The organism is Roseofilum acuticapitatum BLCC-M154 (assembly GCF_030068475.1).
Taxonomy (GTDB): domain Bacteria; phylum Cyanobacteriota; class Cyanobacteriia; order Cyanobacteriales; family Desertifilaceae; genus Roseofilum; species Roseofilum acuticapitatum.
In genome coordinates, this window is the sequence record NZ_JAQOSP010000124.1 from 27,511 (window position 1) to 41,158 (window position 13,648).

A 13,648-nucleotide genomic window follows, 5' to 3' on the forward strand; every position below is an offset into this window, starting at 1 on the left:
CAAATCTTGTAGACTGACGACTATTTTTGTATTCATGTCCGCTTGCGGAAACCCGCTCCGTTCGCAATGACATACTGTAACTGATTATTCGGATTTGATTTATTACTGATGAAAGGGCCTGCTCATAAGATATTCATCATTTTTAATTTTTAATTTTTAATTTTTAATTGATTTGAAATCCGCAAACGTAGGAATACCGTACCGATGAGATTGATAAGAAATAATTATGAATGCTGGGAAACCCTTATGTGCTAGAGTCTAGAGAAGAGAAAAGAGTACCCCCCACCTCCCCCCCCCGAAACCCACCAAACCAAACCAACCCAACCCACTCCAAACACCACGGGCAAATGACCTTGTAGTGCGTTTGTAGTAAAGGTGTAATCACTGTAGCTTAACCATGAACCGTTTTTACGCCAGCCGACGCGATCGCCTAACCTCACATAAGTATTATAATCATATTCTCCCAGCTTTCCTCCCAAGTCAAGCCAAATCTGCTTTTGCACGCTAAAGCCAAATTGACCTTTGCTATATTTCACCCATAACTGGTCAATGGTTCTCAAGTCAGTGCGCGGAAAGTTTTTCAAATCTGCATCACGAAACCACTCCTCTTTTTCCCGTTTCGCTGCTTCCAGCATTCTGCGGTAGGTTTCCTCATCCGCATCCTTCCATTTCTGCTGCTGCAACAGTTGCTGCAAGCGAGTATAGTCTACCCCCCGCTCTGACCTTAAATCATCCCCTGGTGGAGGCACAGGAGCAGGCGATGGAGTAGCCGTCCGCTTCCCGTGCTGCCGACTCTCCCACCATCCCTCAATTTCCTGCGCTCTCTCTGTCGGCTCCATGGGTAGTGCTGCCCGGATTAACCCTAACCACGGCTCCCCGATTCCTGTCGGCTGCCAATCTTTCTCAACCAATAACCTTTCAAGGGCTGAAGGGGGTAGCTTACCCGTCACCATTTCATGCAAAATCATCCCCATTTCAAAAATATCACTGAAACTCCCGATCGCTCGTAAGCCCATCACCTCTGGAGCTGTATAGGCTTCTGTAAACATTCGGGTGGTGCTGCGACGACTGCCCGCCCTTGTCGCCAGAGATTGTTTCGCTGCCCCAAAATCAACTATTTTGACCTTCCCCTCTGGGTCTATCATCAGATTATCCGGCTTGAGATCCAAATGATAAATCCCTTGCCTATGGGCAGCCCCTAATCCCGCTACCCCTTGCGCCATCATATTTTCTATCTCTTTTTCTGACAAAGATTTCTTCTCTTCCAGATATTTCTTCAGGGTTTTCCCCGCAACCAACTCCATCACCAAATAGACTGTCTCTCTTTCTTCAAAGTAATGTTCTACTCTGACAACACGGGGATGGTTAATTTTTGCCAGCAGTTTCCCTTCCTTGAGAAATCTTGCTTTTCCTTTATTAAAGTCTTCTACCTGGGGGCGAGGTATGGTGATGCTGCCCCTAGCATCTCGGAAGGCTTTCTCTTGGGGGAAGTATTCTTTGATAGCGACTAATTTCTCTAGGTGGGTATGAATCCCCCGATAGGTAATCCCAAATCCTCCTTGCCCTAGGGCGTAGTCGATTTGATATTGCCCTCCCTGCAATCTCGTGCCGGGTGGTAGGCAATCTCGCAGCAGGGTAGGCAGATGCATTCCGCAATCCGGGTTAGGGCAGATTTCGGTAGATAGGGGGATGCCATCGGTATGGCAAGAGAGACAGCGCATGGCTAGGAGGCGATATTTCTTTTAGGATTATACCGCTTCCTCTGGCTCGGTGGAAAAATTTAACTCCTGCACAATGCTCTATTTTTTGCCCTGCGCTTTCGCTAACGCACCCTACTGGATCTGAACTCGATAGAAGAGAGAAGCGCTATAATTAGGGTTATTCTATCAACTTGCATTAATAAATTGGGGCGATCGCATTGACTGCAACTGTTGCCTTTAGTCAACCTAACAACCCGGAGTAATCGATTCAATGTGTGGAATTGTTGGCTACATTGGTACTCAAGAAGCTAAAGATATTCTCCTTTCTGGACTAGAGAAGCTGGAATATCGAGGTTATGATTCGGCAGGCGTGGCCCTGATTTCCGAAGGTGAACTGCACGCCATCAAAGCGAAAGGTAAGTTGTATAATTTGCGCGATAAGCTCAGGGGGGTAGAAGACAAGGCGCGGGTGGGCATTGGCCATACCCGATGGGCAACCCATGGTAAACCAGAAGAGTATAATGCCCATCCCCATACCAATCAGCAGGAAACAGTAGCCGTTGTCCAAAATGGAATTGTGGAAAATTATCGCCAGTTGCGGGAAGAACTGAAAGCTAAGGGCCATGAGTTTGTCTCCGATACCGATACAGAGGTGATTCCCCATCTGATTTCTGACTATTTATCCGTCAACCCTCACTCCCTATTAGAAGCGGTGAGGCAAACGGTGAATCGGTTAGAAGGAGCCTTTGCCATTGCCGTCATTTGTGCCCAATTTCCCGATGAGTTGATTGTGGTGCGCCAACAAGCTCCCCTGGTGATTGGGTTTGGTCAAGGGGAGTTTTTCTGTGCCTCCGATACCCCTGCTCTTGTTTCCCACACCCACATTATTCTGCCCTTAGATAATGGGGAAATGGCTCGCCTGACTCCTTTGGGGGTAGAAGTGTATGATTTTCGGGGGGAGCGACGGGTGAAATATCCCCAAACCTTGAACTGGAATCCGAGCAGTGCGGAAAAACAAGGGTTTCGCCACTTTATGCTCAAGGAAATTTATGAGCAACCCACGGTTCTGCGAACTCAACTCGATGCCTATTTTGACCCCCAATGGCATCCCCAAAGCCAGACTAAAAAGGGTTCTAGTAAGGCTTCTGTGCCTGCATCTTCCCAGGGCCCAGTGCAACTGAATTTACCCCAGAGCCTGTATGAGAATTTAGAGCAGATCCAGATTGTGGCTTGTGGAACGAGTTGGCACGCGGCCTTAGTCGGGAAGTATTTGCTGGAACAATGGGCGGGGGTTCCCACTTTTGTTCAATATGCCTCGGAATTTCGCTACTCTCCTCCACCGTTAACGGGGAATACGCTGACGATTGGGGTCACTCAGTCGGGAGAAACGGCGGATACTCTGGCGGCTTTGGCGATGGAACAGGAGCGACGCAAGGCTCACCATTCTCCTGCTTATCAACCGCGAATGCTGGGGATTACGAACCGGCCGGAGAGTTCGTTGGGTCGGCTGATTCCTTATATTATTAATACCCATGCCAATTTAGAGGTGGGGGTGGCAGCGACGAAAACCTTTAGCGCTCAGGTGATGGCGTTTTATGCTCTAGCGTTGGATTTGGCCGATCGCCGTCAGAGCCTCAAACTTGAGAGGATTGAGACTCTGATCGAGAAGTTACGGGAATTGCCAGGGCTGATTGAACGGCTGATTGAGGAGCAGGATCGCTATATTGGCGAGTTAGCCCATCAATTTAATGAAACCAGCGATTTTATCTTTTTGGGTCGGGGGATCAATTTTCCCATTGCCCTAGAAGGGGCCTTGAAGCTCAAAGAGATCAGTTATATTCATGCCGAGGGCTATCCGGCTGGGGAAATGAAACATGGCCCCATTGCTCTGTTGGATGCTAAAGTGCCAGTGGTGGCGATCGCCACTCCCGGACTCCTCTATGAAAAAGTTCTCTCCAACGCCCAAGAAGCCAAAGCCAGAGATGCTCGTCTGATTGGAGTCACCCCGAAAGACTCCCTAGAAGCTCAGGATATTTTCAACGAAATCCTAGCCATTCCCACCATTGATGAGTCTCTTTCCCCCCTAGTAACAGTGATTCCGCTCCAGCTACTGGCCTATCACATTGCCGCCCTCAGAGGCCTCGATGTCGATCAACCCCGGAATCTGGCTAAATCGGTGACGGTAGAGTAAGGAGATGGGGAGATAGGGGGATGGGGGGATAGGGGGAATCTATTACCGACTCCTGACTCCCGACTCCCGACTCCCCACTGATAAAAAAAACTTTTCTATGCAAGTCTTCCTTTTCTTAGAGTGTTATGCTATTGTGAAGAAGTAACAAGAAAAATGGTTCCTAGGCTATTCTTGTTCTCTCATTCTGCAGAATCATCACGAGAACTCTCACTCGCCACTAGGATCAGTACACATAGAAAAGATTTGACAAACTTCAAATATGAATCAAGGTTGTATGAACCAGCAGGTTATTCACCCAATGTTTAAACTGCAAGCCAAAGTGAAATCATTGGTCGATTCCAATATCCTGAAACCAACAGATGGCATCTGGAAAATGGCCTTTCTGTATGGCGATCGGTGGCAATATTGGAAAAAAGAATTGCAAGCCTATGACTTCTCTATGCAAGACCCCGTTAGCGAACTCCTGGCTGTAGAAGAATGGGAAGACTAATTCCGGTCTAGGGGTAGAGTTCCACTCAGAGCCGCCCCTAGCTCATCGTAGGGTGGGCAACAGAAGAAGCCATATCATTCAAATTCTACCCAAAGACCCTGCCCACCTGACTCCTATACTTTAACTGATTACCCGCACTTGATATTAATGGAACTTGATATGACACAATTTTAAATGAATAAACCGATTCCTGGTCAGTTATCAAGCCAAGCTGTCACACCGGGCTATCAATCTCAATCGCCAGACACCACTCCTCAAGTTGATATATTGGGTTTTAGATTGCTGCAAGAACGTACCCCATCACAACGGCTGGCAATGGGAGCTGGGATGAATCAGAATGCTCGTCAGTTTTCTCTCTCCTGTTTCCGCCAACGCTTTTCTGACTTATCTGAGATACAACTGGCTCAGAAATTAGCTCAAGCTTGGTTAGGAGAGGCGCATTTTCTCGATGCTATAACGACTAAAAATCCAATGAATTGGACTCAAGATTCAATTGCCTTAGCAGGGCGGTTACACCTAATTTTTGAATCCCTCAATATCCCTTATTATATTACAGGCGGAGTGGCAGCGATCGCATATGGGGAAGTTCGCACGACTCGTGATGTGGATATGGTTATTTTTATTCAGCCTCAACAGGTTACCGAACTAGCAACTGAATTAGAAATTGTTGGGTTTTATGTTCCTGGTGTAGAGGATATTGTTGAGGGTCGGATGGGAATATTACAAGTCACTGATATTGAAACTATTTCCCGTGCAGACCTCATTTTATCTGATGATAATGCATTTGAGCGCATTCAATTTGAACGCAGACAACAATACAAAATTCCAGGTGGAATTGAGGTTAATCTAGCATCCCCAGAAGATATTATTCTTAATAAACTTCAGTGGAGAAGTCAAACTGAATCGGATAAACAATGGCGAGATATTTTAGGAATATTGAAAGTACAAGGAGAATCTCTGGACTTTAACTACCTAAACGATTGGTCAAATCGTCTAGGATTGAGCCAACACTTACAACAAGCACGAAGGTCAGCCGGACTTTATATCAATTAACAATTAACAATTACAGCAGTTTCCTATGCTATGTGGAATGTGGGTTTATGGCTTCACTCCGTCAAAGCCGAAATCGCCGATTCTAAGGCTTGTGCTAGGTCTTCAGCCGTTTGGAAGCGATCGCGAGGTTTAGGAGCCGTAGTCTTTTCAATCACATGCCGCAGAGGGGGAGCAATAGCGTCCACCGACTGTAAATCTAAACGATAGGAGAGATCGCGGCGGCGCTTATAAAACTTAAGCGGCTGCTCTCCCGTAACCAAAAATACTAAAGTTGGCCCGATCGCATACAAATCCGATTGGGTTACCGGTTGTCCCCGATCCTGTTCGGGTGCGCTATAACCCTCCGCACCAATCCTTGTACCCAAAGGCGTTCCGATCTCTTTCACTGCCCCAAAATCGATCACCACAATCTGACCATCCAAACGACGGAGCAGCAGATTGGCCGGCTTAATATCCCGATGCACAATCGGAGGGGATTGGCGGTGTAAATAACCCAAAATCTTACAAGTTTGAATCATCCACTCAACAGCCACCGGTGCAGAAAACGGCCCCTGCTGATAGAGCAAACGCTCTAAATCTTCACCATGAATCAACTCCATGGCCAAATACTTTTTACTCTCCTCAATAAACGAATCAAAAAAGCGAGGAATTCCCGGATGATTCAGCCCCTTCAGGGTACGAGCTTCCCGATCGAACAGCTCCCTAGCCTTGGGTATACGAGCCAAATCTGAATTCATCTCCTTGAGAACAATTAACCCCGATGGATGGTTTCCAGAAGGGGGAGGATAAGCCAGATAAGTCGTCCCCATCCCCCCTTGACCCAGAATTCGCAAAATCTGATAATCCCGCACCTGCTTTTCAATATGCAAAGGTTGACCGCAATGGATACAGAACAGATTATTCGGCGCATTCCCTTCATGGGTGCATCCTGATGCAGTGGGAGGGGGAGACACCGGCTGATGGGCAAAAGTCAGCTCTAAAATCGGCCCTCCAGCCGCCAACTGGATCAGACTCTTATCCTCAACCACAATTTGGGCGATCGCCTGATGGTTCACTAATGTGCCATTTGTGCCTCGGTTAGTGACCTTCCAGGCGATCGCCCCACCCTGATGATGAACCGGTTCTAACTCCAAATGATACCGAGACACCAAATCATTAGAAAGCACCACCTCATTATCCTGGGCCCGGCCAATCCGAACCTTCCCTTGGGGAGGAAACTCCCAAGTTTGCAGGGGTGTTCCTTCCTTGGGATCTAATAGGGTAAGGGCGATCGTCCCTTGCATCATCGAACCTCAAACAACATCAACCTTCTCCCATCCTTAACTAGCGACTCAACCCTCCCAAATTGGGACGCACCTTAGCCCGCACCAGAACCACCGTAATATTGTCATGGCCATTATGTTCATTAGCCAAATCAATTAAATCACCCACGCCCCGTTCCAGATTGGCACGAGAACTCATCAAGGGTTCAATATGCGTCCCCACATGCTTTTCAACCAAATCATTATCGGTGAGTCCATCGGAGCTTAAGAGTAACAGACTATCTTGATTGAGTTCAAAGCAATAAATATCCGGCTTGACAAAATCATTATGTCGTGGCCCCAAGGCTTGAGTTAACTGATAGGCATCGGGGCGAGCAAAGGCTAATTCCGGCTCTAATCCCCGTTTAATTTCCCGTTGGGCCACATCATGGTCTTGGGTCAAGAGCGTTAACCCCTGTTTACGACTAAACATATATAACCGACTATCGCCCACATGGGCAACGGCCACATGCACATCTTGAATTAAGACCAAAACCAAGGTCGTTCCCATGCGCCCACTTCCAGTACGACTTTGGGACTGATTAATGTCATAGATGGCTTGATTAGCCTGAAATATTCCTGCTTCAATACATTCAGTAGAAGGAAGACGGGAGTCAGAATGGGGTAGATTAAACCAATGGGTTTGAAAATACTCTTTCAGGGTTTTTACTCCTATCATACTCGCCTGTTCTCCTCCTGCATGGCCCCCCATACCATCACAGAGAATATATAAACCTTTCGCATGGATAGTACGCCCGGTTTTATCTTCAATGCGTTCTAGTTGGGTATGAATGAGAAAGCTATCTTCATTGTGATCTCGCTGCATTCCCTTGTCGGTTACTCCAGCATAATCGAGGCTAAAGAGTTGCATGGGTAACACCACAGTGGGCATGTCCTCAAAGGGAGAAGTAGGCGGGCTGGGCATTGGATTGGGAGTGGAGAGATTAAATCCAGAGGGGCTGTAATCGCTATAGTCAATGGGTTGGGTTTTGTCTTGATCGGCTTCTTCTTCGGGATAAAGGGAGGCGAGGCTTTCAGGGGAGTGGTCAAAGTCTGGATCGCCCTGTTCTTCGGCTAAAATTTCTTCTAGGCGATCGCGCACTTGGTCAACGGAGGTCATTTTTTCCGCTTGTAGGTCTTGCAAGAGAGAGAGTAAAGATCCCACTTGAGTCATCTCTGACTGCTGAAAGAGTTGTTGCCACAATTTACCTAACTCTTTGAGGCTCACTGCTTCGGGGTTAGTATCCAGATGTAAACATTGGAGGCAGAGAATTTCATCTTCATCCAGTAGGAGATTGCTCACTTCTAGGAGGCTTTGACGACAATGGACAGTTTCAAGCTGTTCCCAGAGATCGAGCATTTCATGAAACATGAAGATGATTTGCTCTGAGGGCATATTTTCTTCCCGCCACAGCTCTACCACTTTTTTCCAGTCTGAGCGGTCTTCAAGGATCATAACCCTTTCTTCTTCTCCTTCCACCCAAGATTCTTGTAAGGAAGGGAGACGATGACGATCCATTTCATCGAGCTTTGATTCCAGCTCTCGATAAATCTGGGCTAGTTCGGGAACGATCACTTGTGCATCTGGTGAGATATCCATAGGGTTCTTTAGAGTTAGTCTTTTGAGTTAGGAGAATTGTTAATGAGTACGTCTGAAGATCTGGGGAATCCAGAATCTTGATTTAAGAGGGGATAAGAATAATCATGGGGGTGTTACAACTCAGTAGCAGGTGGCGATAAGGCTAGGCATTACTCCTTGCATCTTTCAGAATAGCAGGTTAGATTTCCCCATGGTGATTTAGGGTCTGAGTTGGATGACTCTCTTGGGGGGATCTCTCCGTCGGGGCGAAAAATCTTTCGCCCTTACCATAGTATTATGGTGGATTAAGTTCCCAATTAGGTCTAAGGTCATGAGTTCCCATATCCTAGCGATCGAAGATGAAGCGAAACTGGCTCGTTTTGTGGAATGGGAACTTCAATATGAAGGATACCAGGTAACGTGAGCGGGGTATGGTTGGACGGGATTAACCTGCATTTGAGAGTTAAAGCTGGATTTGGTGCTTTTAGATTGGATGTTGCCGGGGTTAAGTGGGATTGATATTTGTCGCCGTTTACGCCAGACAGGGGAGAATATTCCTGTTATTTTACTGACTGCTAAGGATGAAGTGGGCGATCGCAAAAATCAGAGCGCGAGTATCTAGCCTTTGGGGATCTGAATTTAGATCGCCGGTCGTGGGAAGTCAATTGAAGTCAAAACAAAGAAACCACTTCGCCTGACTTTTTTGAATTGGGTTGAGGTTCATGTTCTCCTTGAATACCATGATTAAAAACTTAGGGAGCGAGACGCTCCCACTCCTAAAAGTTTGAGCTATCCTAAAAGAAATCCTTTGCACTCAGTAGGCTTATGCACCCCATTTTTTCTGGGCCCCTAACCGTTGAGAATCTAACCCTTACTGTTGATAATTTACCCCCAGAGTTACGAGGGATGAAAATCACCCAGTTCTCTGATTTTCATTATGATGGAGTCAAACTTTCTGAAGAACTCTTAGGCGAAGCCATTCAGACCAGTAATAGTGTTCATCCCGATCTCGTGGTCTTAACAGGGGATTTTATTACCTACGATCCCAAGCCAATTTACACCTTAGTGAAGCGATTAAAGTTACTTCAGGCTCGTAAAGGGATTTATGCGGTTTTAGGCAATCATGATAGTTACTATGATAGTGTAAAATCAAGGATTATTAAAGCTTTAACCGATACGGGGATTCAGGTTTTATCCAATGAAGTAATTTATCCTCTGGGAAAGGGATTAGCTTTGGTGGGACTGCCTGATTTTTGGTCAGCCGAATTTAATCCTGCTTCGGTGTTCAACGATCTCGATCCTCAGCTTCCGCGAATTGTGCTTTCCCATCAACCGGATAGTGCGGAAGTTTTGCAGCAATGGCGCGTGGATTTACAGTTATCCGGTCATACCCATGGGGGGCAAATTGTGTTACCTGAATTGGGGCCATTGATTGCTTATCAAGAACGAGCAATCATGGCAACACCCTCTTGGCTGCGGGAATGGATACCTTTACTGCAACGCAAGTGCGATCGCATCGTTAAACATTGGGAATGGTATGCTGGATTGTATCAACTCAATCAAAATCGTCTTTATGTTAATCGGGGATTGGGGACTTATCCCCCTGGGCGATTGTTTTGCCCTCCAGAATTAACGGTGATTACCTTAATTTAGCTTAGTGGAGTGCAGACCTACAGAGCTTTAGGCTGAAATGAGAAAAAACCAGCTAGGTTCTAGCTGGTGTTGAATCGATATCATGAATATCAATTGTCGTTTCCGAAAATCCTGACTGCGCGTTCCCACAACACGAGGAGGAATCGGTCTCTTTTGTCTCTCTTTACTAATCGTAACAGAGAATACGCATTTTTTTAATAAAAGTTCATACTTAACCATTTCCCTTTTGATAACTATTTATAATCAAAGATCGGAGTTATGCTTCGATCGCTGCTTTCTGGGGACATCCCCAGAGAATACGCTCGTGCTTGTAGATCACCATTCCCGGTTGAGCGCCTTTTGGTTTATACACCGATTTCGGCTCTGTGTAAATCACGGGAACTTGCTTGCTGTGCCGTCCTTGACTATAGTGGGCTGCTAGATTCGCCACAAACTGGAGATCTTGGCGATCGGGAACCTGTCCCGGATCGACTCTGAGCAAGACATGACTTCCGGGAATTTCCTGGGTATGGAACCACAGATCGTAAGCTCCTGCGAGTCTAAAGGTTAAGCGATCGTTTTGGCGATTATTGCGACCAACGAGAACTTCAAACCCGCTCGGACTTTGGTAGCGATGGGGTTGGGAGTCGTTGCTACTGCGTTGATAGTCGGATGCTGGAGAGTCTAAATAGTTCTGTTCGATTAATTCGTCGCGCACTTCTTCGAGGGTGGATAAATCTTCTGGTGTTCCATACTCAGAGACTTGTAGTAGGGTGGTTTCGACTTGTTCGAGATAGCGCTGTTCGGCTTCAACGGCTTCTAGGAGGGGTTGAACGGCCAGTTGAGAGCGCTTAAGTTTTTGGTGTTTTTTGTAGAGAGCTTGGGCATTTTGTACGCCATTTTTTTCGGGGTTGAGGGGAATTTGAACGGGTTTTCCGGTTTCAAAATCGGCCAGTTCGATCGCCCTCATTCCCGGTTGCCATTCATACAAGTGGGCCATGAGTAAGTCAGCTAAATAGCGATAGCGATCGGCATCCTGGGATTGGTTTAAGCGCTCTCGGAACAGGAGAGCTTTTTGATGGAGCTTGCCTAAGTGCGATCGCACCTTTTGCTGTAATTGATGATGTAATTGACTAAACTGTTGGCGGTTTAAGTGATCGTTATAATACTGACTGATTAAATTCTGGACGGACACTGCCTCAATCCGATCCCAAGGCATGACTGTATAGCCCTTTTGTGTCCATCCTGGTGTAAATGTGCCCTGGTGTAAACACTGTAACCAATAGCGCCAGCGCTCGTATAAAAGAGACCAATTGTCATCACTTAAACTGTCGGTGGGTTGATGGGGGGCGATCGCCGTCCCCGACAGCAAAGACTCAATCAATCGGGGACTTAACCCCCGATAACTTTGCAGCAACTGGCGATTAATCGGCCCTGGAATCAGAGCCACCCGTTCCCGAAAAGCACTGAAGGACTCTTCTAAAGTCGGTATCCGATTGGTCAAGGCTGGGGGATTCAGATAGGGTTGTCCCGTCAAAATGGGGCGTACACTCGACTGTTGCTGGCTCACCTGATGGGCAGCAGTAACAATAATATGCTCCTGATTGACCAAAATCACATTACTATATTTACCCATCACCTCCACGATTAAATGCCAAAGAATTGGATCGCCGGGTCGTTGGGCAAACTGCAAATCAACGGCTCGCTCCCAAGGGGCAATTTCAGCAATGGCAACCAGTGCTAACCCATTGAGTTGATGGCGCAATTGGTCGCTAAAGGTAAAGGTATCGGGGGCTTTGGGGGGAGGGCTACTCATGGCTAAATGAGCTGCTTGTGGATGCCAACATAGGGTTAACCATCCCCGCCCCTGAAGCGTCCGCAGGGCAAGGGATAGGGTAAAGCGATCGCGTTGAAAAACTTGCTCTAAGCGAGCGGGTAAAGAGCGATCGCGCAAATCGGCACAAAGGGCCATCAACGTTGTAAAATCAACCGGTTGCACAATGAATAATGTTTAACGAGCCAGAATTTCTAGTATAGCCTGTTCCCTGATGCTATATTTCTTGGGCCAAAGTTAAAACTTGTTCATAGAGATGCTCTGAAATCCTTGTACCCTCATCTTGCATCCGGTCTAAAACATCCTTAACGTTAGAGAGTAACCCTCGGCGCTTTGCCAATAGCAAAACACCCATGGTTCCAATTAACGGTAACTTTCTTTCTAGCGCAACTTGTCTAGCCGCCCGTTCATCAATCAGTAATTGATCCGCTTTAGTTTCTTCTGCTAAGGCGATTGCTTCTGACTCTCCTAAATCTAAATGAAAAGATGCCTGTAACTCATCTACAAGCTCGTGATTGTTTACAGTAACCACTTGTAACCACGACAAATGCTGTACTTGTTGCGCTGCTGGATGATCTCCCACAACCAACTCATTAAAAACGCCTTGGGGAATCATCAGTTTCCCAAAGAGTTGAGGTAATAAATACAAATAATCCACCTTAGCTAATTCACTCAGTGGAGTAGTATCTGAAACAATAATCATGGATCAAATCGATTGATTTAATATAGACTCAGCTTGCTCCACTTCCTGGCGTAACGCCTGTAAATCTTGTGAATCATCAAAGACAGAAATCCCCCATTTATTCATTCGATCCATCATCTCTAAACGGGAGATACCCAGTATTTTTGCCGCTCGTCCACTACTGATTTCTCCAACTTCCAAGAGTGCAATTACATAACCTTCCTTTGCTCTCTCGATAGCTCTCTGGCGGACTTGCTCCGAAAGCTCAATATTGGCTAATTGCTCATCTAAAAAAGTAAAAGCCATAAGTGATTAGTGTGGTAATCCATACTATAACTATAGTTTTTCCCATGGATTTCCGCAAGCAGACATAGATGTAATATCAAATCCGAATAATCAGTTACAGGATGTCATTGCGAAGGGCGATCGCTACCTAACTCCAGAGAAAAGAGCAGAGAGTGCTGAATTCGAGCGCGATCGCCAACAAGATCGCGCCAATCGCTCAGTTAGAGTCGTAAGCTATCCCCCCATCTCCCCACCCTTTACTCTTTGTTAAGACAAATTCCGATCATATGGGCAGGTTGCATAATGTCGGTTAATCTAAAAAGAGTAGAGCGGCTCTCTCTTAAGCATGTTACACAATGTCCCCGAATTTATCTGGTCGTAAACCTAAATTTAAACGCCGTCCCCACTTGGCGATCGCCGTGCTTCCCGATGTCGATGCAGCCTTTGCTGCGTACCGATTACTCTATAGCCAAGGTGTATCCCCCGAATACTTAGCCATTGTGGGGCGAGAATATAATCCTCCCGAATGGGTAGGATTATATAAACCCATGAAGATTATCTTCGCTAAGGCCTATCGACTGGGGCTGCTCTCAGCTTTAGCCGGGAGTGCGATCGCTGCGATGCTCCTCTGGATCGTAAAGCTAGAAATCCCCGATTTCGATCGCCTAGAATGGAGCTTAGTCATTCTGTCTGCTGGACTCATGAGTGGCCTATGTGGCAGTCTCGTCGGAGCGCTTATGGGCTTTTTTGGTGAAGGCAACACCTCTAGTATTTATCGCCATCACCTGCAACAGGGGCGATATCTCCTGATGATTGAAGGGCCAGAACATATGGTACGGCGTTCCAAAGAAGTATTAAGTCAGTATTCGACTTCCCCTTCCTAAGCAATGGAAAGGGATCG

Annotated in this window: 11 protein-coding genes and 1 pseudogene; 6 read left to right on the forward strand and 6 right to left on the reverse strand. The window is 46.6% G+C overall.

Annotation, left to right across the window (positions count from 1 at the left end):
- Positions 1–251 precede the first annotated feature (251 nt).
- On the reverse strand, positions 252–1,721 hold the full coding sequence (locus PMG71_RS19920) for a serine/threonine-protein kinase (RefSeq protein ID WP_283755473.1): 1,470 nt from the start codon (positions 1,719–1,721) through the stop codon (positions 252–254).
- Positions 1,722–1,971: 250 nt separating this feature from the next.
- Between PMG71_RS19920 and glmS the strand changes: the two genes are divergently transcribed.
- From glmS to PMG71_RS19935, 3 genes are all read left to right on the forward strand, one after another.
- Positions 1,972–3,891, forward strand: coding sequence for a glutamine--fructose-6-phosphate transaminase (isomerizing) (glmS, locus tag PMG71_RS19925; RefSeq protein WP_283755474.1), 1,920 nt, complete (start codon positions 1,972–1,974; stop codon positions 3,889–3,891).
- A gap of 274 nt (positions 3,892–4,165) precedes the next feature.
- Complete coding sequence (locus PMG71_RS19930; protein ID WP_347179348.1) at positions 4,166–4,381, forward strand: DUF4327 family protein; 216 nt, start codon at positions 4,166–4,168, stop codon at positions 4,379–4,381.
- A gap of 174 nt (positions 4,382–4,555) precedes the next feature.
- Positions 4,556–5,434 (forward strand): hypothetical protein, encoded by an 879-nt coding sequence (locus tag PMG71_RS19935; protein ID WP_283755476.1) that lies wholly within the window; start codon positions 4,556–4,558, stop codon positions 5,432–5,434.
- Between the two features lie 53 nt (positions 5,435–5,487).
- On the opposite strand, the gene PMG71_RS19940 is transcribed toward PMG71_RS19935, so the two are convergent.
- Both PMG71_RS19940 and PMG71_RS19945 read right to left on the reverse strand, forming a co-directional pair.
- Positions 5,488–6,717 carry a protein kinase domain-containing protein gene (locus PMG71_RS19940; RefSeq protein WP_347179349.1) on the reverse strand — a complete coding sequence of 410 codons (1,230 nt, stop codon included), beginning with the start codon at positions 6,715–6,717 and terminating at the stop codon, positions 5,488–5,490.
- Between the two features lie 40 nt (positions 6,718–6,757).
- The gene (locus tag PMG71_RS19945) at positions 6,758–8,335 is read right to left on the reverse strand and encodes a serine/threonine phosphatase (RefSeq protein ID WP_283755478.1); all 1,578 of its coding nucleotides are present in this window, start codon (positions 8,333–8,335) and stop codon (positions 6,758–6,760) included.
- Between the two features lie 310 nt (positions 8,336–8,645).
- On the opposite strand from PMG71_RS19945, the pseudogene PMG71_RS24040 reads away from it, so the two are divergent.
- Positions 8,646–8,912, forward strand: a pseudogene (locus PMG71_RS24040) (response regulator); the annotation flags it as partial.
- Positions 8,913–9,139: 227 nt separating this feature from the next.
- Entirely contained in the window at positions 9,140–9,967 is an 828-nt protein-coding gene (locus PMG71_RS19955; RefSeq protein ID WP_283755479.1) for a metallophosphoesterase, read from the forward strand.
- A gap of 256 nt (positions 9,968–10,223) precedes the next feature.
- On the opposite strand, the gene PMG71_RS19960 is transcribed toward PMG71_RS19955, so the two are convergent.
- The 3 genes from PMG71_RS19960 to PMG71_RS19970 are packed head-to-tail and all read right to left on the reverse strand — an operon-like array spanning position 10,224 to position 12,768.
- Positions 10,224–11,945: an Rqc2 family fibronectin-binding protein gene (locus PMG71_RS19960; protein ID WP_283755480.1), complete on the reverse strand. Its 1,722-nt coding sequence runs from the start codon at positions 11,943–11,945 to the stop codon at positions 10,224–10,226.
- 52 nt (positions 11,946–11,997) lie between these two features.
- Positions 11,998–12,483, reverse strand: a complete 486-nt coding sequence (locus tag PMG71_RS19965; protein ID WP_283755481.1) for a PIN domain-containing protein — start codon at positions 12,481–12,483, stop codon at positions 11,998–12,000.
- Positions 12,484–12,486: 3 nt separating this feature from the next.
- Positions 12,487–12,768, reverse strand: coding sequence for a UPF0175 family protein (locus tag PMG71_RS19970; protein WP_283755482.1), 282 nt, complete (start codon positions 12,766–12,768; stop codon positions 12,487–12,489).
- A 335-nt stretch (positions 12,769–13,103) separates the two neighbouring features.
- On the opposite strand from PMG71_RS19970, the gene PMG71_RS19975 reads away from it, so the two are divergent.
- A complete protein-coding gene (locus tag PMG71_RS19975; RefSeq protein ID WP_283755483.1) occupies positions 13,104–13,631 on the forward strand; it encodes a hypothetical protein in 528 nt (175 codons plus the stop codon).
- Positions 13,632–13,648: the final 17 nt, after the last annotated feature.

What these genes read in the sequence shown, in the direction of transcription:
- glmS (WP_283755474.1), top strand. Translation starts at nt 1,972, where the DNA reads ATGTGTGGAATTGTTGGCTACATTGGTACTCAAGAAGCTAAAGATATT.
- PMG71_RS19920 (WP_283755473.1), bottom strand. Translation starts at nt 1,721, where the DNA reads ATGCGCTGTCTCTCTTGCCATACCGATGGCATCCCCCTATCTACCGAA.
- PMG71_RS19930 (WP_347179348.1), top strand. Translation starts at nt 4,166, where the DNA reads ATGAACCAGCAGGTTATTCACCCAATGTTTAAACTGCAAGCCAAAGTG.
- PMG71_RS19970 (WP_283755482.1), bottom strand. Translation starts at nt 12,768, where the DNA reads ATGGCTTTTACTTTTTTAGATGAGCAATTAGCCAATATTGAGCTTTCG.
- PMG71_RS19940 (WP_347179349.1), bottom strand. Translation starts at nt 6,717, where the DNA reads ATGCAAGGGACGATCGCCCTTACCCTATTAGATCCCAAGGAAGGAACA.
- PMG71_RS19945 (WP_283755478.1), bottom strand. Translation starts at nt 8,335, where the DNA reads ATGGATATCTCACCAGATGCACAAGTGATCGTTCCCGAACTAGCCCAG.
- PMG71_RS19975 (WP_283755483.1), top strand. Translation starts at nt 13,104, where the DNA reads ATGTCCCCGAATTTATCTGGTCGTAAACCTAAATTTAAACGCCGTCCC.
- PMG71_RS19935 (WP_283755476.1), top strand. Translation starts at nt 4,556, where the DNA reads ATGAATAAACCGATTCCTGGTCAGTTATCAAGCCAAGCTGTCACACCG.
- PMG71_RS19955 (WP_283755479.1), top strand. Translation starts at nt 9,140, where the DNA reads ATGCACCCCATTTTTTCTGGGCCCCTAACCGTTGAGAATCTAACCCTT.
- PMG71_RS19965 (WP_283755481.1), bottom strand. Translation starts at nt 12,483, where the DNA reads ATGATTATTGTTTCAGATACTACTCCACTGAGTGAATTAGCTAAGGTG.